Origin of the sequence: Bradyrhizobium sp. I1.14.4 (assembly GCF_050435825.1) — a bacterium.
In the GTDB taxonomy this organism is placed as follows: domain Bacteria; phylum Pseudomonadota; class Alphaproteobacteria; order Rhizobiales; family Xanthobacteraceae; genus Bradyrhizobium.
The window spans coordinates 13,863-38,292 of the sequence record NZ_JBNDLA010000004.1; the positions used below are offsets into that span (position 1 = coordinate 13,863).

General features: G+C 64.1%; 18 protein-coding genes. 11 read left to right on the forward strand and 7 right to left on the reverse strand.

Annotated elements, in window-relative coordinates:
* Positions 1 to 3 precede the first annotated feature (3 nt).
* From ABIB78_RS09920 to ABIB78_RS09935, 4 genes are all read left to right on the forward strand, one after another.
* Positions 4 to 414 (forward strand): GNAT family N-acetyltransferase, encoded by a 411-nt coding sequence (locus tag ABIB78_RS09920; protein WP_429024065.1) that lies wholly within the window; start codon positions 4 to 6, stop codon positions 412 to 414.
* The gene (gene cobT / locus ABIB78_RS09925) at positions 411 to 2,309 is read left to right on the forward strand and encodes a cobaltochelatase subunit CobT (RefSeq protein WP_429024066.1); all 1,899 of its coding nucleotides are present in this window, start codon (positions 411 to 413) and stop codon (positions 2,307 to 2,309) included. Before ABIB78_RS09920 ends, cobT begins: the two co-directional genes overlap by 4 nt.
* A gap of 3 nt (positions 2,310 to 2,312) precedes the next feature.
* Positions 2,313 to 3,431: an esterase-like activity of phytase family protein gene (locus tag ABIB78_RS09930; RefSeq protein WP_429024067.1), complete on the forward strand. Its 1,119-nt coding sequence runs from the start codon at positions 2,313 to 2,315 to the stop codon at positions 3,429 to 3,431.
* A gap of 136 nt (positions 3,432 to 3,567) precedes the next feature.
* Positions 3,568 to 4,680, forward strand: coding sequence for an NADH:flavin oxidoreductase/NADH oxidase (locus ABIB78_RS09935; protein ID WP_429024068.1), 1,113 nt, complete (start codon positions 3,568 to 3,570; stop codon positions 4,678 to 4,680).
* A 21-nt stretch (positions 4,681 to 4,701) separates the two neighbouring features.
* Here the strand turns inward: ABIB78_RS09935 and ABIB78_RS09940 are convergent, their stop codons facing one another.
* On the reverse strand, positions 4,702 to 6,207 hold the full coding sequence (locus ABIB78_RS09940) for an FAD-dependent monooxygenase (RefSeq protein ID WP_429024069.1): 1,506 nt from the start codon (positions 6,205 to 6,207) through the stop codon (positions 4,702 to 4,704).
* Between the two features lie 56 nt (positions 6,208 to 6,263).
* On the opposite strand from ABIB78_RS09940, the gene ABIB78_RS09945 reads away from it, so the two are divergent.
* Together ABIB78_RS09945 and ABIB78_RS09950 are read left to right on the forward strand one after the other, a co-directional pair.
* Complete coding sequence (locus tag ABIB78_RS09945; protein ID WP_429024070.1) at positions 6,264 to 6,902, forward strand: TetR/AcrR family transcriptional regulator; 639 nt, start codon at positions 6,264 to 6,266, stop codon at positions 6,900 to 6,902.
* Positions 6,903 to 7,007: 105 nt separating this feature from the next.
* Positions 7,008 to 8,108 (forward strand): LLM class flavin-dependent oxidoreductase, encoded by a 1,101-nt coding sequence (locus ABIB78_RS09950; RefSeq protein ID WP_429024071.1) that lies wholly within the window; start codon positions 7,008 to 7,010, stop codon positions 8,106 to 8,108.
* 82 nt (positions 8,109 to 8,190) lie between these two features.
* Here the strand turns inward: ABIB78_RS09950 and ABIB78_RS09955 are convergent, their stop codons facing one another.
* The gene (locus ABIB78_RS09955; RefSeq protein WP_429024072.1) at positions 8,191 to 9,873 is read right to left on the reverse strand and encodes a phospholipase D-like domain-containing protein; all 1,683 of its coding nucleotides are present in this window, start codon (positions 9,871 to 9,873) and stop codon (positions 8,191 to 8,193) included.
* Between the two features lie 230 nt (positions 9,874 to 10,103).
* On the reverse strand, positions 10,104 to 12,371 hold the full coding sequence (locus ABIB78_RS09960; protein ID WP_429024073.1) for a DUF2235 domain-containing protein: 2,268 nt from the start codon (positions 12,369 to 12,371) through the stop codon (positions 10,104 to 10,106).
* A 222-nt stretch (positions 12,372 to 12,593) separates the two neighbouring features.
* Between ABIB78_RS09960 and ABIB78_RS09965 the strand changes: the two genes are divergently transcribed.
* The gene (locus ABIB78_RS09965; protein WP_429024074.1) at positions 12,594 to 13,013 is read left to right on the forward strand and encodes a hypothetical protein; all 420 of its coding nucleotides are present in this window, start codon (positions 12,594 to 12,596) and stop codon (positions 13,011 to 13,013) included.
* Here the strand turns inward: ABIB78_RS09965 and ABIB78_RS09970 are convergent, their stop codons facing one another.
* Positions 13,014 to 13,634, reverse strand: a complete 621-nt coding sequence (locus tag ABIB78_RS09970) for a TetR/AcrR family transcriptional regulator (RefSeq protein ID WP_429024486.1) — start codon at positions 13,632 to 13,634, stop codon at positions 13,014 to 13,016. It lies immediately after the preceding gene.
* A gap of 52 nt (positions 13,635 to 13,686) precedes the next feature.
* Between ABIB78_RS09970 and ABIB78_RS09975 the strand changes: the two genes are divergently transcribed.
* From ABIB78_RS09975 to ABIB78_RS09985, 3 genes are all read left to right on the forward strand, one after another.
* A complete protein-coding gene (locus tag ABIB78_RS09975) occupies positions 13,687 to 13,932 on the forward strand; it encodes a hypothetical protein (protein WP_429024075.1) in 246 nt (81 codons plus the stop codon).
* A gap of 286 nt (positions 13,933 to 14,218) precedes the next feature.
* Complete coding sequence (locus ABIB78_RS09980; protein WP_429024076.1) at positions 14,219 to 17,689, forward strand: acyl-[ACP]--phospholipid O-acyltransferase; 3,471 nt, start codon at positions 14,219 to 14,221, stop codon at positions 17,687 to 17,689.
* 63 nt (positions 17,690 to 17,752) lie between these two features.
* Complete coding sequence (locus ABIB78_RS09985) at positions 17,753 to 18,715, forward strand: alpha/beta hydrolase (protein WP_429024077.1); 963 nt, start codon at positions 17,753 to 17,755, stop codon at positions 18,713 to 18,715.
* Between the two features lie 175 nt (positions 18,716 to 18,890).
* On the opposite strand, the gene ABIB78_RS09990 is transcribed toward ABIB78_RS09985, so the two are convergent.
* The 3 genes from ABIB78_RS09990 to rpmB all read right to left on the reverse strand — a co-directional run bounded on the left by ABIB78_RS09990 (position 18,891) and on the right by rpmB (position 22,794).
* Entirely contained in the window at positions 18,891 to 20,096 is a 1,206-nt protein-coding gene (locus tag ABIB78_RS09990) for an ABC transporter substrate-binding protein (RefSeq protein WP_429024078.1), read from the reverse strand.
* A 268-nt stretch (positions 20,097 to 20,364) separates the two neighbouring features.
* The gene (locus ABIB78_RS09995; protein ID WP_429024079.1) at positions 20,365 to 20,589 is read right to left on the reverse strand and encodes a hypothetical protein; all 225 of its coding nucleotides are present in this window, start codon (positions 20,587 to 20,589) and stop codon (positions 20,365 to 20,367) included.
* Positions 20,590 to 22,485: 1,896 nt separating this feature from the next.
* Complete coding sequence (gene rpmB / locus ABIB78_RS10000) at positions 22,486 to 22,794, reverse strand: 50S ribosomal protein L28 (RefSeq protein WP_092120029.1); 309 nt, start codon at positions 22,792 to 22,794, stop codon at positions 22,486 to 22,488.
* Positions 22,795 to 23,204: 410 nt separating this feature from the next.
* Between rpmB and ABIB78_RS10005 the strand changes: the two genes are divergently transcribed.
* Entirely contained in the window at positions 23,205 to 24,035 is an 831-nt protein-coding gene (locus ABIB78_RS10005; protein WP_429024488.1) for a DUF3108 domain-containing protein, read from the forward strand.
* Positions 24,036 to 24,430: the final 395 nt, after the last annotated feature.

Below are 24,430 nucleotides of genomic sequence, written 5' to 3' on the forward strand. Positions count from 1 at the left end.
CCCATGCCGAAAATCTCCGTCGAGCGCACAGTCACACAGACGAAGAAGGCGGTGCTCGGCGGATTGCTCCGCTACAACAACGAGAAGATGGGGAAGCAGAAGTACAAGCGCTTCGCCATCTCGCTGCGGCAAGGCGACCAGATTGTCGGCGGCATCGTCGGCGAGGTCTGGACCGCGGTGTTGTTCATCCAGTTGTTCTGGATGGAGCAGAAGTTTCGCAACAAGGGCTTTGGCGCCAAGCTGATCAAGGCGATCGAAGACGAGGCGCGGCGCTTCGGAGCGACGCGATCCTATCTGGATACGATGAGCTTCCAGGCGCCGGGCTTCTACCGCGTCAACGGATATAAAGAGTTCGGTTCGATTGAGGGGTATCCCGGCGGCGTAACGCGCCATTGGTTTACGAAATCGCTATGACAGCCTCCAACATCAAATTCCGTCCCGGGTCAAAGGAAGCGCCGACCGAGCCGTTCAAGCGCTCGGTATCGGCGTGCCTGAAGGCTATCGCCAAGAAGCCGGAGCTCGAGATCAGCTTCGCGGCCGAGCGTCCCGGGCTCGCGCCCGGCAAGGCGCGGCTGCCGGAGCCGGCGCGCAAGATGACCAAGCGCGACGCGGCGATCGTGCGCGGCCATGCCGATTCGATCGCGCTCAAGATCGCCTGTCACGATCCCAAGGTGCATCGCAAGCTGATGCCGGGCAATCCGCAGGCACGCGGCGTGTTCGAGGCGGTCGAACAGGCGCGCGTCGAGGCGATCGGCTCGCGGCGGATGGCGGGCGTTGCGAAGAACCTCACCGCGATGCTCGACGATCATTTCCACCGCGGCAAGTATGACGAGATCACCGACCGCGCCGATGCACCGCTGTCGGATGCGCTGGCCATGCTCGTGCGCGAACGTCTCACCGGCATGGCCCCGCCCGCGGCCGCAAGGAAGATGGTCGATCTCTGGCGTCCGACGCTGGAGGACAAGATCGGCTCGCGGCTCGACCAGCTCAGCCGTTTCACCGAGGACCAGGCGAGGTTCGGCGACCTCGTCCATGATCTGCTGTCGGCGCTCGATCTCGGCGACGACCGCAACATGGATTCCGACGACGACGACGATCAGGACGAGAACCAGGACGGCGAGAGCGATCAGTCCGGTGCCGAGGGTTCGCCCGATTCCGACGCCGCACAGGAGATGAGCGCCGACCAGGCCCAAACCACCGCGGAAGAGATGAGCGAAAGCGCGATGGAGAGCGCACAGGCCTCCACGTCAGACACGTTCGACGACGGCGAACTCGGCGACGACGAGACGCCGGGCGAGGCGACGCGGCCGAATTCACGCGGCCAGAACGAGCCGCGCGGTCCGGAATATCACGCCTTCGCGCCGAAGTTCGACGAGGTGATCGCGGCCGAAGATCTCTGCGATCATGACGAACTGGAGCGGCTGCGCTCCTATCTCGACAAGCAGCTCGCGCATCTGCAGGGCATCGTGGCGCGGCTCGCCAACCGCCTGCAGCGCCGGCTGATGGCGCAGCAGAACCGCGCCTGGGAGTTCGATCTCGAAGAGGGCATCCTCGATCCGGCGCGGCTGTCGCGCGTCGTCACCGATCCCTATCATCCGCTGTCCTTCATGCATGAGAAGGAGGCGACCTTCCGCGACACCGTGGTGACGCTGCTGCTGGATAACTCCGGTTCGATGCGCGGCCGTCCGATCACGGTTGCCGCCACCTGCGCCGACATCCTGGCGCGCACGCTGGAGCGTTGCGGCGTCAAGGTCGAGATCCTGGGATTCACCACCCGCGCCTGGAAGGGCGGGCAGTCGCGCGAAGCGTGGCTTGCCGCCGGCAAGCCGGCCAATCCCGGCCGCCTCAACGATCTGCGCCACATCATCTACAAATCGGCCGACGCACCGTGGCGTCGCGCGCGCAAGAATCTCGGCCTGATGATGCGCGAGGGTCTGCTCAAGGAGAACATCGACGGCGAGGCGCTCGACTGGGCGCACAAGCGCCTGCTCGCGCGTCCCGAGCAGCGCCGCATCCTGATGATGATCTCCGACGGCGCGCCGGTCGACGACTCCACGCTGTCGGTCAATCCGGGCAACTATCTCGAGCGGCATCTGCGCCACATCATCGACGAGATCGAAACCCGCTCGCCGGTCGAGCTGATCGCGATCGGCATCGGTCATGATGTCACGCGCTACTATCGCCGCGCCGTTACTATCGTGGATGCCGAGGAGCTTGGCGGCGCGATCACCGAAAAGCTCGCCGAGCTGTTCAGCGAGACCCACGGCTCGGCGCCCGCGCAGGGCACCCGTCGCCGCCTCCACTCGTGAGACATGCGCTCACATTTTAGCCGCCGCCATTTCCTGAGAGATGTGGCGGCGGGGTTGTCGGCCGCCGCGCTGCCGCGTCTCGCGCTGGCGCAGAGCGCCGCGCAGCCGCCGGCGACGCCGAGACCGGCCGCCAGGCCGAGCCCCTACCGCGTCAACGAACCGGTTTCGATCGAGGTCAACGCACGGCCGTTGGCCTCGTTCGACATCCGCGATCGTGCGCGTGTGCGGTTCGGCTCGCTGGAATATCGCAGCGGCCTGATCCTGACCTCGTCGTTCTCCGGCTTCGGCGGCCTTTCCGCGCTCCGGCTCGATCCCAACGGCGAGCGCTTCATCGCGGTCAGCGACCAGGGCAGCTGGTTCACCGGCCGCATCGTCTATCGCGGCCGGGAGATGGCAGGGCTCGACGATGTCGAGGCGGCGCCGCTGCTCGGCGCCGACGGCAGGCCGATCACTGCGACCCGCGGCTGGTATGATTCGGAATCGCTCGCGCTCGACGGCTCGTTCGCTTATGTCGGGCTCGAGCGGGTCAACCAGGTGTTGCGCTACGATTTCGCCAAGGGCTTCACCCGCTCGCGCGGCGAGGTGGTGCCGCTGCCCCCGGCGGCGCGCAAGCTCCCCAACAACAGGGGGCTGGAGGCGCTCGTCTTCGTGCCCAAGGTCATGCCCAAGATCACGCCCAAGATCACGCCCAAGGGCCAAGGGCTTGCCGGCACGCTGATCGCGTTCTCGGAACGCGGGCTCGATGCGAGCGGGAATCTGATCGCCTTCCTGGTCGGCGGCAGGACGCCGGGCCAGTTCAGCGTCCGCCGGACCGGGAATTTCGACATCAGCGACGCGGTTCTGCTGCCGTCCGGCGACCTGTTGATCCTGGAGCGGAAATTCTCCTGGATCGGCGGCGTCGGCATCCGCATCCGCCGCCTCGCGCTGTCCGACATCGCGCCCGGTGCCGTGGTCGATGGCCCTGCGATCTTCAATGCCGATCTCGGTAACGAGATCGACAACATGGAAGGCATCGATGCCCATGTCACGGCGGAGGGCGAGACCGTGCTCACCATGATCTCCGACGACAATTTCTCCCTGATCCAGCGCAACCTGCTGCTGCAGTTCACGCTGGTGGAATGAGGCGTCGCGCCCAGGGGTCGGCGCTATCGCATTGCTGATCTGCGCCCGGGCCAGTTCGGCGCGCCGGGCAGTTGGTGATCGCGGCCGCGACCCCTATTTTAGTTGTGCCCTTTCCCGGATCCCGGACATTCCCCTTATGAGCACCCTGTTTTCCCCGATCGAGCTGCGCGGCCTCAAACTCTCCAATCGCATCATGGTCTCGCCGATGTGCCAGTATTCGGCCGTCGAAGGCTCCGCCACAGACTGGCACTTCACCCACATCAACATGCTGGCGCTGTCGGGCGCGGCGATGTTCTGCATCGAGGCCACCCATGTCGAGGATATCGGGCGGATCACGCCGGGCTGCCTCGGCCTCTACAGCGATGCCAACGAAGGGGCGCTGAAGCCGATCCTGGCCTCAGTGCGCAAGCACTCGAAGGCGGCAGTCGCCATGCAACTCGCCCATGCCGGACGCAAGGCTTCGAGCCAGCGTCCGTGGGAGGGCGGGCAGCTGATCCCGATTGCCGAAGGCGGCTGGCAGACGGTCGGGCCGTCGGCTGTCCCGCATAAGGACGGTGAGGCGCCGCCGCTGGCGCTTGATGATGCCGGCCTGAAGCGCATTCGCGAGGCCTTTGTCGCGGCCGCCAAGCGTGCCGACCGGCTCGGCATTGATGCGCTCGAGCTGCATGGTGCGCACGGTTATCTGCTGCACCAGTTCCTGTCGCCGATCGCCAACAAGCGGACCGACCGGTATGGCGGCTCGCTCGAAAACCGCATGCGCTTCCCGCTGGAAGTGTTCGACGCAGTGCGTGCCGTATTCCCGGATCACAAGCCGATCGGCATGCGGGTGTCGGCGACCGACTGGGTCGAGGGTGCCTGGGACCTCGCGCAGACCGTTGAATTTGCGAAGGAGCTGAAGAAGCGCGGCGTCGACTGGATGGACGTCTCCTCCGGCGGCGTGTCGCCGCTGCAGAAGATTCCGCTCGGGCCGGGCTACCAGGTACCGGCGGCACAAGCGGTGAAGGAGGCGACCGGCGTCGCCACGATGGCGGTCGGCCTGATCACGGAAGCGAAGCAGGCGGAAGAGATCGTCTCGTCAGGTAAGGCCGACATGGTCGCGCTCGCCCGCGGCATGCTCTACGACCCGCGCTGGGGCTGGCACGCCGCCGCCGAGCTTGGCGGCGAGGTGAGCGCGCCGCCGCAATATTGGCGCTCGCAGCCGTCGACGCAGAAGGCGCTGTTCGGCAAGACCACCTTCGGGGCGCGCTGACACTCTGCATCGCTTGCAAGGTCAATGCGTGGCGGGCCCGAACCAGCGCGTCAGTGTGGCGTCGAGGCCCGTGATGTCGGCGTCGTCGGCTGCCCAGGCGATGCAGGCATCCGGACGGATCAGCAGCGAAGGGCCATCATGCCGCGGCACGCATCGGACCAAGATGTCCCAGCGAGCTGCGATCGCTGACGCAGCTCCGCCCGTTGCATCGATCAGCACGGCCCTGCCGTCCTCCATCTGATCGAACAGGGTTGTTGCCGCGCCGTCGTCGCCGAGCGCGACATTGCCGGAGAGCCGGCCGACCAATGGATGATCGCTGCCGAGATCGTAACGGATCCTGATGCCGCTGATCATTTCGCCGAAATAGCGGGTGCCCTCGTCGAGGCTCATCAAGTCCGCGACGATGTCGCGCAAGGCGTCCGTCATGACGTCAGGCCGCATCAACGCAACCTGGGCGCGGGTGTTGGCGAGCACCCCTGCTGCGATCGGATGCCGCTCTTCCGTGTAGCTGTCGAGCAGGCTGTCCGGCATGCGATCGCACACGACCGCCGCAAGCTTCCAGCCGAGATTGACCGCATCGAGCAGGCCGAGATTGAGGCCTTGCCCGCCGAACGGCGAGTGCACATGCGCTGCGTCGCCCACCAGCAGCACACGACCGCTGCGATAGCTCGTGGCCTGTCGCGCATTGTCGGTGAAGCGGGTGGCGGTCTTGACGGCGGTGACACGAACGTCGGCGCCGCTGATCCGGCGCAGAGTGGTCTCGATCTCCTTGCGCGTCACGGGCGCGCTGCGATCGGCCGGCGGTCCGTCGAACTCGGCGAGGAACACCCGGCCGGGAATCGGTCCATAGGCCATCATGCCGACGGACGTTCGCCGCCAGCCGACCGGGAGAAGCCGATCGGGATAATCGAGGTCAACGATGGCCTGGTGCCCGGTGAGGGTCGGCTCCGTGCCGGGAAATTCGAAGCCCGCGCGTTTGCGCACGGCGCTTCGTCCGCCGTCGCAGCCGACAAGATATGCGCAGCGCAGCTCGACATCGCCGGACGCGTCCTTAGTCCGCGCCACGACGCCGTCTCCGTGATCCTCGAAATCGACCAGCTCGCAGCCGCGCCTGATCTCGAGTGCGTGGGCGCGCCCGCCGAGCATTTTCTCCAGGGCTTGCTGGTTTACGCCGCGCAACCGCCGGTCCGGCTCGCGCTGACGCGTCTGGTCGATCAGGAAAATGCCTGAGAAGTGACCGCCGAATTTCTTGAATGGCAGTTCGCTGTGGCCGTCCGCGCTCTTCATGAGCCTGGACATGCTGTCCGCCATGCTGCGTTCGACCGCATTCATCGCCTCAGTGAGGCCGCGGCGCTCCAGCGCCTCGCCTGCGAGTGCGCCGATCGCGCCGGCCTTGATGGTCTGGTCGGGCTCCGTCAGCCGCTCGATCACGACCACGTCGGCGCCGCCCAGGGTCAATTCGATCGCCAGCAGCAGCCCGGTCGGTCCGGCGCCAACCACAACCACATCCGTTCGTGCACGCGTCACGTCGTCACCATTATATTTGTACTTAGTATAATATTTTGTATGGTACAAATTACGGCATGTCAAATCGGAGCGGATTGCGGGAGCGGAAGAAGGAGGCAACGCGCCAGGCGATCTCGGATGTCGCCACCGAGCTGTTCCTGGAGCGCGGCTTCGATAATGTGTCGGTGGCCGAAATTGCCGAGGCCGCCGAGGTCTCCCGGATGACGGTGTTCAATTACTTTCCGCGCAAGGAAGATCTTTTCTTCGACCGTGAAGAGGAAAGCCGCCAGATGCTGCGGACCGCCTTTGCCGGGCGGCCATCCGGCGAAGCGCCGATCACGACCCTGCACAAGCTGGTGCAAAGCCTGGCGGATCGCGCACATCCCTTCGCGAAATTCACCGATGGAACGGCGAAATTCTGGCGCACTGTCGCTGAAAGCCCGGCGCTCTCGGCGCGCGCACGCGAGATGCGTGACGAGATGATCGATGAACTCGCGACGGTGCTGGCGAGAGCCATCAAGCGCCCGCTCGCCGATGCCGATGCCCGGCTCGCCGCCTCGATGGTGGTCACGGCGCTGACCGTCGCCTACGCCGAAGGGCTTCGGGAGCACAAGGCCCGCCGATCGGCGGCCTCGACACGCGAGGCCTTCCTGCAGATCATGGAGCGCAGCTTTTCGGGCATCGCGGCCATGATGAAGGGGACGCCTTACGTGTAATTCCCGGCCGGGCTACAAGCGACAAAGCCATTGTTCTGCCGCAGCCAGGGCAGGTATTCTCGGAGCGCGTGCGGAAGACACGCATCGAACAAAGAGAGGAAGCCCATGGAACTCGGATACTTCGCGATGCCGTCGCATCCGCCGGAGTGCGGATTGAAGGAGGGCCACGACTGGGACCTGCAGACGCTGCGGTGGCTGGATGAACTCGGCTATCAGGAAGCCTGGATCGGCGAACATCACACCGCGCCCTGGGAGCCGCACCCGTCGCCCGATCTGTTGGTGGCGCAGGCGCTGCTGCAGACCAAGAACATCCGCATCGGGCCCGGCGGCTTCCTGCTGCCGTATCATCACCCCGCTGAACTCGCGAACCGCGTCGCGATGCTCGACCATCTCTCGAACGGGCGGCTCAATTTCGGTGTCGCCGCCTCGGGCCTGCCGAGCGACTGGGCGATGTTCAATGTCGACGGCATGTCGGGCCAGAACCGCGACATGACCCGCGAGGCGCTCGAGATCATCCTGAAGATGTGGACCGAGCCGGGCCCGTGGACGCACAAGGGCAAGTATTGGACGGTGTCGAAGCCGGACACGATGTTCGACTTCCTCAAGCCGCACATCAAGCCGTTGCAGGGACCGCATCCGCCGATCGGCGTCGCCGGGCTGTCGAAGAACTCGGACACGTTGAAGCTCGCCGGCGAGCGCGGTTTCATCCCGATGAGTCTGAATCTCAACCCCGCCTATGTCGGCAGCCACTGGGACTCGGTGGAGGCCGGCGCGGCCAAGACCGGCCGCAAGCCGAGCCGAAAGGATTGGCGGATGGTGCGCGAGGTCTTCGTCGCCGACACCGACGAGGAGGCGTGGAAGCTCTCGACCGGCGACATGATGGGCCGGATGATGGGCGAGTATTTCCTGCCGCTGCTCGGTCACTTCGGTTTCAAGGATTATTTGAAAGCGTCGCCCGACGTACCGGACAGCGATGTCACGGTCGAGTATTGCGCCCGCAACAACTGGATCGTCGGCTCGCCCGCGACCGTCACCGAGAAGATCGAGAAGATCTATCAGGAGGTCGGCGGCTTCGGTGTGCTGTTGGTGTTTGGCTTCGATTACAAGCACAAGCCCGAGGCTTGGCACAATTCGCTGCGGCTCCTCAAGCAGGAGGTGCTGCCGCGGCTGAAGCATCTCGACGCTTCGGTCGGCCGCGCGGCGTAGGTTTGACGGAGAGGGAAATGGGGCGGCGGCAACGCTGCCCCTGATTTCATGTCTCGACGGTGGCCGGGAGGATAACAGGCGGTCAGGTCGTGCCGAGCCAGAACCGCGTTTCGATTTGCGCCCAGCCCTTGCCGATGCGGCTGCTCAGCCAGGTGTCGCTGCGCTTCAGGCCCTTGTCCTTCTGGCCCTCCGGCGTGTTGCGCCAGGCCTGCCAGCGATACTGGCCGTAGATGCTGACGATGCGCGCGGCGTAGGTCAGCGCCAGCTGCGAATCGCCTCTGATGATGACGAGGTTGTCGTCGTTCTTGGTGCTGGCGCGGTCGGAGAAATTGTGCGAGCCGGTCATGACGACCGGGTTCTTGCCCGCCGGATCCAGCACGATCACCTTGCTGTGCACGGCGATCATGAATTTTCCGGTGTTCTTGATCTCGTGCTGCCACCAGTCGGCGGTCTTGTCGATGCCGGCGGGCCGGATCACGTCGGCAATCTGTTTGCCCTTGAAGACCTGCAGCTGGCCGTCGCCGGCGAGCAGTTGCAGCTGATCCTTCGGACTGTCCTTGCCCTGCGCCGGGAAATTGTTGAGCACCCCGCGCACATAAAGGTTCTTGTCCTGCGCCTTCTCCAGGATCGGGCCGAGCAGGCCCTTGTTGCCGGGATTGAGCATCAGGCACACCGCGCCATGCTCGGCGTCCTCGATCATCTTGGTGGCTTCCTTGAGATCGCCGCGCTTCGTGGTCGGTGTGAACCAGACGCTGATATTCGACTTGCCGATGGTGAATGGCCATTCGTGATCGCCGGCCACGGCCAGCGCCTTCGGCGACTTGCTGCCGTCGGCGTAAATCGCCTTCCAATGATCGTGATAGGCCGCCGCGATCTTGTCGTCGGTGATCTCCAGCCCATTGTTGTTCTGGGTGCAGAGACCGGTCCGGGTCCAGTTGGTGCTGCCGGTCCAGACCACCTTCGGCGTCTGCGCGCCGTCGCAGAACACCGCGAACTTGTTGTGGGCGTAGCGGCTCGGCGCGATCTTGCGGCGGACGATGTCGACGCCCGCCTTCTTGAGCACGCCGGCGTTCTTCTCGGTGTCCTTTGCCGTGGCGTCGGACTTGCCGGTGCTGTTGCCGAGCACGACGTGCGCCTTGCCCTTCAGCGCAGTCAGCGCGGCGATCAATTCGGGATCGTTGAGCTCGTAAAGCGCGACATAGACGTCATGCTTGCTCGTCCTGGCATCGGCGAGCAGCGCTAGCAGGCGGGTGCCGAGCTGGCCCTTGAGGAAGTCGCGGATCTTGTTGCCCTTGGTGGAGATCGCCTTGTCGAGCGTCTGGGAGGCCTTGGGCGTGGTGCCGATCGCGCGCGACAGCCATTGTGCCGAGATCGTGCCGCGGTTGAACCATGGCTTCAGCAGGCCCGACGGCGTGGCGGAGACATAGTCGCTCCACGTCGATGGCGCACTGGCCGCGGGCTTCACCTTGGTGGTGCCGTCCGTCAGAACCGGGACCACGCCGTAGCGGACCGGTGCATCGGCCGGTGCCAGGAAATCGGTCCAGTTCGTTTTCTGCACCGGCCACTCGGTGCTCGGCCGATGATCTCCCGCCTTGTGGCCTTGCACCTGATCCTCGAACCCCACCCAGGTGTCGACGACGGTCGCGCTCTTGCCCTGCTGTTGACGATAGAGCGCAAAGCCGAGGCAGTTCGGGATCATTGCCGAGACTTCCCAGACCACGAAGATGCCGTCGGTGGTCGGGAACGCCTGAATCCTGGAAATCATGGTGATGCCTCCAAATCGCTCATGAGAAATATCCGGTCGATATGAACCTGACGCGTCAGCGCCCTCCGGGAATCCGAGATGTCGCGTCGGAGCGTTCCGGGGCGTCTGGCGGCCGATCTAGCAAAGAGAGCATATCAGCTGGTCTACAACCCAAACTATCGGCTGGATCACAGATGGACCACGCCGCACGCTTCAGTCCGGTTGCGATCCTGTGGAGCGGTTGCGGCTGCTTACAGCAACCGCACCGTAATCTTCGCCTTGCCCTTGTGGTCGCCGTAGAACCATTTGTAGACCCAGGGGAGGCCGATCACCGCCTGGTTGACGTAGAGGAAGATCTCGCCGCTGCGATCGGCGGTGAACCTCGCCTTGTAGACCTGCGGGTCGGTGTCCGGCGCCGGCAACGGGTCGAGGAAATACTCGTCGACGCCGGTTTCGCCGACCCTGGCGATCAGCCGGAACCAAGGCCGGAACAGGATCCGTCGCAGGAAGATCGTGGCGTATCCGCGCCAGCGCTTTCCGCCCTCGATGGTCGAGGTCCGGTATCCGATCGGCGTCACGGCGCGTCCTGCGTCCTCCCATGGCTCCGACATCGTGATCGCGATCTCGTACTTGAATCCGGTGCGGACCTCGAGGCCGGTCGGCGCACAGATCGCGCTAGTATCGAAGTCGGTCGCATCCTGCGGGATGCCCTTGTCGACGGCGACGAGCTTGTCGGCCGCGGTCCCGTTGCAGAAGGCACCCATCGAGTCGGCGGCGTTGAACAGCAAATGGCTCAGCAGCGTCGCGCCGAACCAGACCAGCAAGGCTGTGAGCAGGAACGGAACGACATGCCGCTTTTCGACATTGAGGATCCATTGATAGATCGCGCTGGTGCGGAATCGATAGATCGCATTGTGCACGAACCCGGACAGTGGCCTCGGCTTGGCGCGGTCACGCCAGATGATCCGCATCCTGTCGCGGATCGTTGCGCTGAGCGAACTACCGACGGCCATCAGCGCGGCAACGGCAATGATGCCGCCGGCAAACCATTCCGGGTTGCCGGCATACCAGTCGGTCCACCAATGAAACGAATCGGGAAGAAACGATTGAACGAAGCGCACCAATTCCGAAATCATCCTGACATGGGAGCTGAACTCGTGCTCCTTGTGCTGGTTGTGGAATAGCCAGAACGCGGCCAAATGAAGCGACGCCGCCAGCGTGGCGAAGTAGGCGATCCGCCGCATCCAGACGAAATTCCACAGCTTCTCCTGCGCGGCATAACGTATTGGTGCGCCAGCCGGCGTCTCGAATGTCGTCGCGTCCAGCGGCGTAATCCGGCCGCTTCTGGAGACAATGACGTAGTTCGGCGGGAGCCCGATCGGCGCATAGGCATTGGCGCCGCTATCGATCCGCTCGAACACGCTCTCGTGGATCTTCGGCATCGGCACGCTGACGCCGGCATAGGGATCGTTGCAGAGGTCGGCAACCTTGCGGGGACCGTATCGATAGTACGAGCCCAGGCCTGCCCGCGAATCGTAGAGGCGGCCATCCTTGTCCTCCGAGGACTTGATCGCCTTGATCGCATCAGGGTCGGCAATCGGCGCGCTCTTGAACACGAGGCCGCGCTTGACGGCTTCGTCAACCAGCCAGGTCAGCGGCACGAACGCGACGGCATCGTCCGGATAGCCGCCGCCGACATTGGCATGCATGCCGACGAACCACACTTGGACGAGTCGCTCGCCATCGATGGTGGTCGGCACGGCTGGTGCGGGCTGTCCCGGCTCCTGCTCGGTCCAAAGCACCGGATGGAAGGTCGTGCGCTCGTCGTCGAGCGCCAGCGCATGCCGTGCGCAATTGACCCGCGGGCTGAGAATCCGGTTCGGCAGCTCGAGCGGCCACACCCAACTGCTGATGCCGCGTGTCATCTCGTCGATCGGCAGGCCATAGGCCGCGACGGTATCCCAGATGCCGATGAATTCGATTGATGGCACCGGCTTCCTGGTGATCCCGGCATAGGGCTTGTTGCCCTGAAGGCGATCGAGCACCGGCACGAGGATGTAGTCGCGCAGCGCGCGGAACAGCACCTCGATACGCCAGATCGAGTGATAGCCCGCGGCCCGGTAGGCGCGATAGGCCTTCACCGCGCCGTCGTGCAGTTCGGCTTCGGTGTCCGCGACGATCAATCCCTGATCGAGGATGAGCGCGGCGAGCGTGCGCACGGTGAATGCGCCGCGGCTGAATCCGAACAGGTAGATCTTTGAATCGCTCTGATGGTCGTAATTCCGGCAGATGAACTTGTAGGCGTCGAGGATATTGCGCTTCAGGCCATAGCCGAAGGCGCCGCCAAGAAGCGCAAGCGGGACGAAGGACGACGTGCCGACGCCGTCATCATACTTGGCGGCCTGCGTGTTGCCCTGCAAATCGAGCGACTGAAATATCCGCCAGACATTGGTGCGCCAGACGCTGGAGGCGGCGTTGCCGGTGCCGTCGGACAGGATAATGATCTTGGGGCTCGGCATTGAAAGACGCTCGCTGAAATGAATGAAGCGGATCGCGCAGTGTAGTAGTAGCGGATTCGATTGCTACCTTGGATCGATATTTAGTCATTCTGTGCCACGACAGATGTGAACTGGCGCACAAAAGCGTCACGTGGTCGCGGCCATGTGAGACGAGACGACTTCCGCGGTGCTGCGAAAAGGCCTAGCCTGACCTGCGGTGCAATTCATTGATGAGGCACAGCGATGCGCAGCCACGTCAGAAAATTTGCCCATGTGCTGGAGCGCTTCGGCCTGGCCCTGGCGGGAGCTGCAAGCGGTCTGTTCGTCGCCATCCATGTCGGCTCGAGCGTGTCGGCGCTGACGTCGCAGGCGTTCCTGCTGATCATGATGCTGGGCGGCGCGATCGGATTCTATCTCGGCATCGATACGCCGCCCAAGCTCTTCCATCCGAAGGACGGGACCTCGACGCGCAAGATCGACGCGGCGGAGCTGCTCGGCGCGATCGGCACCTTCCTCGCGACCATGGTTGCGTTCTTCTCGGTGGGCGTCGTCGTGCTGCGGAGCGAGCCGGACATCGGCTGGACCGCGGCCATCATGGCAGGCTGGGTGCTCGGCGTCGCCATGCAGATCGTCGCCGGCACGATCGCGCGGGCGCGCGCGTAGCTATTTGCTCTGCGATACGCCAAGCCCTGCCAGATGCGTGTCGACGAACTGCGCGAGCCGCTCGCGCAGCTTCTCCGGCGGCACCGCGACCATGCGCTCCTCGAGGCCCAGCGAGATGATGCCGTGGACCGCCGAGAACATCATCCGCGACAGCAGCGCGACATCGTTGGGATCGCGATCGGGCAACAGCCGCACCAGCGGCGCATGCATCAGCGCAAATGCATTCATCACCATCGCGAGGATATCTTCCGGAAACGGCCGGTCGTCTTCCATCCGGTGCTCGAACAGCGAGCGCAGCAGATTGGCATGCTCGGTTGCGAAGCCGAGATAGGTGTCGGCGAGCCCGTGAAGCTGGCGCAGGGGATCGTCGACTGGGACAGCCTTGAGCCGTGTGGTCAGAGCCTGAACGATCTCCCGGTTCACAGTCAGGATCAGGCCGTCGAAGTCGCCGAACTCATTATAGATGCTGCCGATGGAGCAGCCGGCGGCCTCGGCGACATCCCGAACTTTCAATGATCTCAAGCCTTTATCGGCAACAAATCGGCGCGAAATGTCGATCAGCAAAGCGCGCCGCTGAAGTTTTTTTCGATCGCGTCGCGATTCTTCTTGAACAATGTTCATTTTCATATTACTAATTTGAGCGTTGCTCAAGTTGGCGTAGGAGGCCACTCACATGCAGACCCTAGCACTTCAATTGACCACCACCCTTGTCGATGACGCGATCGAGCTCGTGAAGGGCTTCGGCCGCGCCATCCTCGATCTGGCGACTGCGCCAATCGAGCGGATCGCCCGTGCCTGCGATGTCGCAGGTGTCCTGGAGCAGCGGCGTGCGCCGCGCCAGGCGGCCGCCAGCGGTGGCCGGTGCAAGTCACGCAACTGCCGATGGTCGCCATTCGGCGGGTTGAGCGAACTGACCTGAAGCGGGCAGGCCGCAATTGTCGCCGAAACCTCAACGATGCACTCACCATGTCCCTCGCGAGCCCGTTTCGATGTCGATCGACCACAACCCTGGATAAGATCTCGTACATTTCTGCCGGGCATTGTCGCGGCGCCCGGCGCCGCCGATCTGCGCCGGTTCGAACCGATACGTTGCGGAAAAGACTAAAGGCTGCGGCATCTCCGTCATTTTCACCACGCCCACCATTCTCAGCCACCCGAACTCGCAGACCTGCCAGCGCCGCGCGCGCTAACCCAAGGAACCGGTCATGATCAAGGAATTGATGACGTCCCGCCGCTTCGCGCCGTTGTTCTGGTCGCAGTTCTGCTCGGCACTGAACGACAACGTGCTGAAGAATGCACTGGTCATCATGCTGCTCTACGGTGTCGCCAACGAGCAGGGGCCGGCGCTGGTCCAGCTCGCCGGCGCGGTGTTCATCTTCCCATTCTTCGTGCTGTCGGCGCTCGGCGGCGAGCTCGCCGACCGCTACACCAAGTCCATCGTCGCCCGCCGGCTGAAGTTCTTCGAGATCTTCGCCGCGGCGTTTGCCGCAGCCGGCTTCTTCACCCATTCGATTCCGCTGCTGTTCATCGCGCTGGCGCTGTTCGGCATTGTCGCCGCGCTGTTCGGCCCGGTGAAATATGCTGTTCTGCCCGACCAGCTGTCGGTTTCTGAACTGGCGACCGGCAACGCGCTGGTCGAGGGCGCAACCTTCATGGCGATCCTGATCGGCACCATCGCGGGCGGCCTGTTCGTCGCCGGCGCCAGCCATATGGGCTGGATCTGTGCCGCCGTGGTCGGCCTGTCCGTGTTGTCATGGGCGTTTGCATCGCGCATCCCCGTGACGCAGCCCTCCGCGCCCGATCTGCCGATCACCAAAAATCCATGGACCTCGACGGTGCGCCTCTTGAAGTCGCTTTATGCCGAGCAGCGGCTGTGGGACGGCATGGTGATCGTGTCCTGGTTCTGGATGGTGGGCGCGATCGTGCTGTCGCTGCTGCCCGCGCTGATCAAGGAAGGCGTCGGCGGCACCGAGGGCGTGGTCACGCTGTGCCTCGCCGTATTCGCCATCGGCATTGCCGCCGGCTCGCTGTTCGCCGCACAGCTGAGCCACGTTCGCCCCAACCTCGCGCTGGTGCCGATCGGCGCCATCGTGATGGGCCTGATCGGGCTCGACCTCGCCTGGGCGATCGCCACCACCTCGCTCGGCAAGGACGTCACCGCGGCCGCGTTCGCGGCTTCGTTTGGTGGCTTCCGCATGCTGGCTGATTTCTTCCTGTTCGCGTTCGGCGGCGGCCTGTTCGTGGTGCCGTCGTTTGCAGCCGTGCAGGCCTGGACCGCGCCGTCCGAGCGCGCCCGCATCATCGCCGCCGGCAATATCCTGCAGGCAGGCTTCATGGTCGCCGGCGCGGTGTTCGTCGGCGCGCTGCAATATATCGGCCTGCCGATCGCCTGGATCTTCTTCGGCCTTGCCATCGCAAGCTTCGGCACGGTCTGGTTCGTGCTGAGCAAGTGGGGCAAGGAAGGCGTGCGCGATTTCGGCGCGCTGCTGTTCCGTGCGCTGTTCCGCGTCGAGGTGCGCGGCATGGAGAACCTGCCGCCAACAGGCACGCGCATGCTGATCGCGCCGAACCATGTCAGCCTGGTCGACGGCCCGCTGCTGCATGCCACGCTGCCGATCGATGCGAGCTTCGCCGTCGACACCGGTATCGCCAAGGCGTGGTGGGCCAAGCCGTTCCTGAAGATGATCAAGCACTACACGATGGATCCGACCAAGCCGCTGGCGGCGCGCGACCTGATCAAGCTGGTCGCCGCCGGTGAGCCGGTCGTGATCTTCCCCGAGGGCCGCATCACGGTCTCCGGTTCGCTGATGAAGGTCTATGACGGCACCGCGATGATCGCCGACAAAGCCGACGCGGTCGTCGTTCCAGTCCGCATCGAGGGTGCGCAGCGCTCGCATCTCAGCTATCTCAAGAACGGCGAGATCAAGCGCTCCTGGTTTCCCAAGGTGACGATCTCGATCCTGCCGCCGGTGAAGCTGCCGGTCGACCAGTCGCTCAAGGGCAAGACGCGCCGCAATGCCGCCGGCGCCGCGCTGCAGGACGTCATGATCGACGCCATGGTCCAGAACGCGATGCTCGACCAGACGCTGTTCGAGGGCCTCGGCCACGCCTATCGCGACCGCGACACCGGCAAGCCTGTTATCGAGGATGCGCTCGGCACCAAGCTGACCTATCGCAAGCTGATCCTCGGTGCGCAGGTGTTGAGCCGCAAGCTCGAGCAGGGCACCTCCGTGGCCGAGAATGTCGGCGTGCTGTTGCCGAACTCGGCGGGCGTTGCCGTCGTGTTCATGGCGCTGCAGACCATCGGCCGCGTGCCGGCGATGCTCAACTTCTCGGCCGGTCCGGTCAACGTGCTGGCCGCGATGAAGGCGGCGCAGGTGAAGACCGTGCTGACCTCGCAGGCCTTCATCGAGAAGGGCAAGCTCGACAAGCTGATCGCTGTCATCGCAGGCCAGGCGCGCGTCGTCTATCTCGAGGACGTCAGGGCCGATATCGGCCTCGCCGACAAGATCGCAGGTTTCCGCGCCGGCATCGCGCCGCGCGTCGCCCGCAAGGCCAACGATCCAGCGGTCATTCTGTTCACCTCGGGTTCGGAAGGCACGCCGAAGGGTGTCGTGCTGTCCCACCGCAACATCCTCGCCAACGCCGCGCAGGCGCTGGCGCGGGTCGATGCCAATGCCAACGACAAGGTGTTCAATGTCCTGCCGGTGTTCCACTCGTTTGGTCTGACCGGCGGCATGATGATGCCGCTCCTCGGCGGCATTCCGATCTTCATGTATCCGTCGCCGCTGCACTACCGGATCGTGCCCGAGCTGATCTACCAGACCGGCGCCACCATCCTGTTCGGCACCGACACCTTCCTCGCCGGTTACGCCCGCTCGGCGCATGCCTATGACTTCCGCACGCTGCGGCTCGTCATCGCCGGTGCGGAGGCGGTAAAGGAGCGCACCCGGCAGATCTACATGGAACGCTACGGCATCCGCATTCTTGAGGGCTACGGCGTCACCGAGACCGCGCCGGTGCTCGCGATGAACACGCCGATGGCGAACCGCCAGGGCACCGTCGGCCGGATCTCGCCGCTGATGCAATATCGGCTCGATCCGGTCCCCGGCATCGAGGAAGGCGGCCGTCTGTCGGTGAAGGGGCCGAATGTGATGCTCGGCTACCTCCGTGCCGAAAATCCCGGCGTGCTCGAGCCGCTGCCCGAAGGCTGGCACGACACCGGCGACATCGTCACGGTCGATGCACAGGGCTTCATCGCGATCAAGGGCCGCGCCAAGCGCTTTGCCAAGATCGCCGGTGAGATGGTCTCGCTGTCGGCGGTGGAGACGATGGCATCAGCGCTGTGGCCGCAGGCGATGTCGGTTGCGGTCTCGATTCCCGATGCGCGCAAGGGCGAACGCATCGTGCTGCTCACCACGCAGAAGGACGCCGACCGCGCCGCGATGCAGCGCCAGGCCAAGAGCATCGGCGCCTCCGAGCTCGCGGTGCCCGCCGACATCCGCGTGGTCGACAAGGTGCCGCTGCTCGGCACCGGCAAGACCGACTATGTCGGCGCCACCGCGCTTGCCAAGGAAATAGCAGCGGAACTCGCCGCAGCGCCTGCGGCGCAGGCCGAGCCCGCCGGCGATGAGCCCGAGAGCGAGCCGGCGTCGCTCCAGCAGCACGTTGCATGATGGTTGTGCTTTTCGGGAGCATGTTGTCAGATAGACGGCAACTGCTCCCGAGAAAGCACGATCATGCCGCTTCCGCTCGATCCCGTCATTGAGAAGATCATCCCGCTGCTGCCGCTGCGCGATCCCGCAACCATGACGCCGCAGAGCTGCCGCGAACAGCTCCGCGCACTGGCCGAGGCGCGCAAGGAGGTGCCGCCGCCGCCGGTCGGCGTGGCTGATGATATCGAAGTCGCGGGCGCAGCGGGCAGGCTCGCCGCGCGGCTCTATCGCAACGGCCGTGGCACGGCGCCGACCGTGATCTTCTTCCATGGCGGCGGCTGGGTCGCCGGCGATCTCGAGACCCATGACCGCCAGGCGCGCAACCTCGTGATCGAGACCGGCGCGGTGGTGATCTCGGTCGATTACCGCCGTCCGCCGGAGACGCGCTTTCCCGGCGCCTTCGAGGATGCATTCACTGCTGTCCGCGACGTGGTCGCGCGGCTCGCCGAATTCGGCGGCGATCTCTCCCGCGTCGGCGTCGCCGGCGATTCCGCCGGCGGCAATCTTGCCGCAACGACCGCGCTTGCCTGCCGCGACGCCGGCATCAGGCTCGCCGGGCAATTGCTGGTCTATCCCGTCACCGACGCAACAGGCAATTTCGCCGATCCCGCCGAGAATGCCAAATTCCCGTCGCGCGCCGAGAATGCCGAGGGCTACTTCCTGACGCGTGCGACGATGCAGTGGTTCGCGGGTCACTATCTCGCCGACCCGGCGCAAGGGGCCGACTGGCGCGTCTCGCCGTTGCACGCGAAGTCTCTCGCCGGTGTCGCGCCGGCCGTGGTCACCACGGCCTGGTTCGACCCGCTGCGCGATGAGGGCCATGCCTATGCTGACGCGTTGCAGGCGGCCGGCGTGCCGGTGAACTATCATTCCGGCGAGGGCCTCATTCACGGCTACTTTGGTCTCGGCGATGCCTCGGAGGCCGCGCGCGCCGAGGCGCAGCGCGCGCGGGCGGATTTTCGGGTACTGCTGGAGCGGGGAGTCTAATCTCCTCGTCGTCCCGGCCAAGCGAAGCGCGAGCCGGGACCCATAACCGCCGCAGCCCGTTGTTGAAGAAGGCTGTGGCCCCAGCGTCGTACCACACCGACATTCGTGGTTATGGGTCCCTGCTTTCGCAGGGACGACAATCTTGGTGGGGATAGTTTGCGTTCAACAACTCCCCTCAGTCATTCCCGATCGTGTCGCCGAACAGCTGCCAGGTCTCGCCGTTGAACTTTTGCAGCCGCATCGCTTCGACCGGGAAATAGTCGGTCGGCGAGGTCTTCACCTTGATGCCGGGCAGGAACATCGGCAGCGCGATGTCGAGGTTGGCGGCCTGCTTCATGATGTTCTCATGGGTGAGGTCGTCGCCGCACTGCTTGAGCACCTGCACCGTCGCCTCCGCCACCACGTAGCCGTAGACGATCAGCTGGTCCTGCAGATTGCCGTCCGGGAAGTACGTCTTCATGAAGTCCTGCCAGGCGATCACGTCCTTATCGTCCTTCCACTGCGGATCGTTCGGATCCTTCAGCGAGTAGGACGAGATGATGCCCCTGGAATGGTCGAAGCCGGCGGGCTTCAGCACCGAGGACACCGAGGTCGAGGTCGCCGCGAGGAAGAACAGGTCCGGCTTCCAGCCGATCTCGCCGATCTTCTTGATCGCCTGCGCCGCCTGCTTGGGGATCGCGTGCATGAACAGCACGTTGGCGCCGGAGGATTTCAGCTTCACGATCTGGCTGTCGACCGTAGGGTCGGTCGATTCATAGGTCGTCTCTGCCACCACCATCTTCGCGGTGTTGTCCGGCCCCAAGCCCTTCTTGAAGCCGTTGCCGTAATCCTTGCCGGCGTCGTCGTTCTGGTAGAACAGCGCGATCTTCGCGTCCGGCTTGTTGGTCAGCACATATTTGGCGTAGACCGCGGTCTCGGCCTGGTACGACGGCTGAAAGCCGATCGACCACGGATAATGCGCGTGGTCGCCCCACAGCGTGGCGCCGGCGCCGACGAACAGTTGCGGCACCTTCTTGTCGTTGAGATATTTGCGCACCGCAAGCCCGGTCGGCGTGCCCAGCGGATTGAGGATCGCGGCGACCTCCTCCTGCTCCACCAGCTTGCGAGTCTGCTCCACCGTCTTCGGCGGCGAGTAGCCGTCGTCGAGCGTGATCAAATTGATCTTGCGCCCGTTCACGCCGCCCCGGTCGTTGATCATCCTGAAATAGGCGGCCTGCGTCTTCGCGATCACGCTGTAGGCCGACGCCGCGCCGGAGAACGGCGAGGTCTGGCCGAGCTTGATCTCGGTGTCGCTGGCCCCTGTGCCATATTTCTTTTCGGCGGCGTGCGCTTGTGATGCGAGCGCAAGCGCAAGTGCTGCCGTGATGGCCTTCCAACTCATCGTGAGCCTCCCTGTGGCGTTCTTATTGTTCGCGAGGGAGAGCTTACGTGAGGTCGAGGGAGGCAGGCTTGCGGCGAGACGCCGGGGCAGGGATGCGAAAATGCGGCGGGGTATATCGTCGTCCCGGCGAAGGCCGGGACCCATTACCACTAATGTTTGCCGTTACGCGGAATGTTCCCCCAGCGTCGCACCAAATAGGCAGCCGGGGTAATGGGTCCCGGCTCCCGTGCGCAATTGCGCACTCGGCCGGGACGACGATGATGAGCCCTCAGCGGACCCGCACGCTGCCGGTGGTGACCGGATCGGTCGGCAGCACGGTGGCGCCGGCGCGGTTGGCGGCGGCGGCGGTGATCATGCCGGGCTCGCCGGTCGCCACGTTGCGGGGCGGGTGGAATTCGAGGACGACGAGGGCTGCCGTGGCCAGCACCGCCACGGCGGCGGTTGCGAGCGCAGGCACCAGTCTTCCGCGCGTATCGGCTGCGCGAACTTGCATTGACCAATTCCTTTATCGGGGTCGTTCTTTGGACGTGATGTAGGAGCGGCCAGGCTTCTTCCCAAGAGTGCGGCGCACATGCCTCACAATCAGTTGTGCTGGCCGTGATGTCCTTCACGGTCTTCGAGACGATGCGGCGTTCGCCGCGTCGAATCGCATTCGTGTCGGACGGCTTGTTTGCACACCATGAGTTGGAAGAGATCGTGGCGTTTTGCATGCGCCTCATGCGCTCGTGATTGATCGCGTGAGGTTGTGATTAACAGCGCTGCGACAGGCCGCTTTTTGCCGTGATTTAGAGGCTTTCTTCGTTGCGCGAGGCGTGCGCGTTAAGGCTTTCTTCACGCGCTCCCAACGCATCAGCATGGATTCGCGTGACGTGAGCGCTGTGGAAGCAATGACACCGCTGTCATTGGCAACAGCTGTCAGCGGAGTTGTCGCAACCGTCGCGACGCCGTCCTTGCGAGACTTGTCGCGCCGTCTTGTCCGCCGAAGCCTTTTGCGAAGGCGGAAGCTTTAGCGAAGGCGGAAGCCTGGTGAAGGCGCACGGCACAGATCATCTCTCCTCGCGCAGCGCGGTGGATTGTTTTGCTCCTCGCGTCATCATGCAAAGAAGAATTCTCTCGCGCGCCGCATGTGCGCGCGTCGGTCGGATCGATTCACCGGTCAGACAGCGGAGAGGGTGTGCAGGCGCATTCTCGCGGCGCGATCGGCCCGAGCTTTGCGGCAGCTTGACCCTCGCCTGTGAAGCAGAGGGCGCAGGGAACGCCAGGTGCCAGCACGCACCCATGGGCCCCGTGCAAAGGTAGAAAGCACGGGGGTAGGACCACAGGTACGGCCGGGCAATCCCGGCGTTCCCCGCGCGGTTGGTTTACGGCTTATACGTGCTCTCCCCGGCGAGACTGGGCTTGTTTGTCACCGCCTTCGCAGAAGCGCTTTCGCGCCTCTCGCGAGAGGACACCTGCCACTAGGGCGTCAGGCCTGCACGATTTCGCCGTCCGCGATGCGGCGCGCTCGTCTCGCGCGCCTCTCGCGTCCACCGCATCCCGCACCCAACGTCCGTGACGATCGCGATACGCCCCTCTCAGAGGAGGCGGGACGCGCTGCTTGTACTCGTGAGTTGGGGGAAATGGGAAGAGGAATATTTTCTTCGCGGAGGCTGGACAGGGTGTGTCGCGTTGAAATTGCTGGTGGAATTCGCGTGTTGGTGCACGACTGTGGAACCGCCCTAAATGGGCTCGATCGTACAATTGGACCCGCCAGACGCCGGCGTTTCACGCCGATCAGTTCAAGGTTTCCTTAGCCTGGCTTAGAAAATGACAAGATCACTTCCCGGCGCATTCGCCCATCGAGGGACTCTTGCCCATTTCGAGCGGACGGAGGAGGTAAGTAGCGACGGTTAGCCGGTAATTGTCTAGACCGCCGGGTCTCGCTGATCAGGCCCGCTCTTTCTGCAACGGCAGATACGATCTTCGCGTTGGGAATGAACGTGCCGCGGACCGTGTTTTCCCCGACGACATAGATAGCTTTACCTCCCGGCCTGAGAACGCGTGCCGCCTCTGCGACCGCTAAACGCATATCCTCGATATAGTGAGCGAGTACAGCCTCCACGCAAGATGTCTGTTTGTTGAGTTTCTTTAGGCGATTGAGTTGACCCAGGTAACGTTCGCGCTGGGCCGCGATCCCCCTCAGCTCTTCGACATTGACTGCCAACAGCCACCCCTTTCGTATCGCAGTTGAGTGTTCTCGTTCCTGCGATCATAGCGGGTGGTTTGTCGGCGGCATAGGGTTCGCTTACTTCTCCGAAGGTCGAATTGTCGCGAAACAAAAACGGCCGGGTCATCCGACCCGGCCGTTCAAAACTCTCTCCGCGCTTTCCGCTTTCGCGTCCGGTCTAGCTCAGCTCGCCTTCTTCACGAACACCGGCTTGCCGACCTTCTTCTCGATCGCGCGCTTGAGATCCAGCGCGCGGGGTGACAGCACCTCGGCCTTGGCCTTGATCAGGTAGGCGTCGAGGCCGCCATTGTGGTCGACGCTCTTCAGCGCGTTGGTCGAGACGCGCAGGCGCACGTTGCGGCCGAGCGCATCCGAGATGAAGGTCACGTTGGCCAGGTTCGGCAGGAAGCGCCGCTTGGTCTTGATGTTGGAGTGGCTCACCTTGTGGCCCGTCTGGGGGCCCTTGGCCGTCAGTTCGCAGCGCCGGGACATCTTGCAAAAATCCTTATTGCATCCCCGCCTCTCGTCGGGCGTGCAATCACACGGCCCGCGCGGGGGTTTTGAATTCGCGTCCATTTTCCAGGAACCGCGGGTGTATAGGGTGAGATCGCCCAAGCGTCAAGATTATATCGGCGCATGAGGGACACCGGAAATGGCGGTTCATAAGCCGTTCCAGCCACTTAACGGCGGATATGGCAACCATATAAAGGGCGTATTCGGCTGCAATTCTTGGTTCCATACAAGATGCGCGTGTTGTCCGGCCGAAATTGAATGCCTGGAGCATGATCCGGAAAAGTGCTTAGCGGTTTTCCGAAAAGGTCATGCTCAAAACCAAGCGGACGACGAACAGAGCGCCGATAACAGGACCGTCAGGTACGTAAGTGACCACCACGATTGCCCTTTTGCCCCCGCTCGGCCGGCTGATCGGCCTGTGCGCCGGTGCCTTGCTGCTGTTTTGCGCCGAGCGCGCCAGCGCCCAGGGGCGGCTCGACGCCCAGTATGAGGCGACCTTGGCCGGTATCCCGGTCGGCAAGGGCAGCTGGACCATCGAGATCGGCGACGACAGCTTCTCGGCCTCGGCCCAGGGCGGCACCGCAGGCCTCCTGAAGGCGTTTTCCGGCGGCAGCGGCTCGGGCGCCTCGCAGGGCCGCGTCGTCAACGGCACACTGGCGGCCACCTCCTACACCGCGACCACCAGGACCTCGAAGAAGTCGGAGACGATCCGGATGGTGCTGGCCAATGGCGGCATCAAGGAATCCACGATCGAGCCGGAGCCGCCGGTCGATGCCGACCGCCTGCCGGTGTCGGACGCGCAGAAGAAGAACGTGTTCGATCCGATGACCGGCTCGTTCCTGCGCGCGCCCGGCAATGCCGAATTGATGAGCCCGGATGTCTGCCGTACCGGCGCCGGCGTGTTCGACGGCCGCATGCGCTACGACCTCAAGCTCGATTTCAAGCGGGTCGAGATCGTCAAGGCCGAGCGCGGCTATCACGGCCCGGCGCTGGTCTGTGCGCTGTATTTCGTGCCGATCGCGGGCTACATCCCGGATCGCCCGGTCATCAAATATCTTGCCGCCCAGCGCAACATCGAGATCGCCTTCGTGCCGATCGCGGGCACCCGCCTCCTGGTGCCGTTCCGCATGACGATCCCGACCCCGCTCGGCCAGGCCATGCTGGAAGCGACGTCATTCGTCACCACCGCCGCGCCGCCGCGCGTGGCGAAGACGCAGTAACGGCAATCAACGCAACCTCGTCATTGCCGGCTCGACCCGGCAAATCCATCGTTTCGAGAGAGGTCTTTTGGTGATGGATGCCCGGGTCAGGCCCGGGCATGACAAGTATGGGGGCGCGAGGAATGCAACGAACGCCACCGGAATCCAGTTGACTCTTGCCTGCTTCTGATTCGACTCGCGGTTCTCCGGAACTTAAGGAATTCAGTCCGCATCACAGTGGCTTGTGGAGCCCTCTCAAACTTGATCTAGTGCCGCCGCTATCAGGTCCACCCGAGATGTTGCGGTGAACGTTTCAGGTCTGGAATGGAGTCACCGATTCGGGCGCGATTCGTTCCGGACTCGTTCCGAAGCTTAAGCCGGGCGCAGAAAGCGTCGCATTGTGAGACAGATCTTGT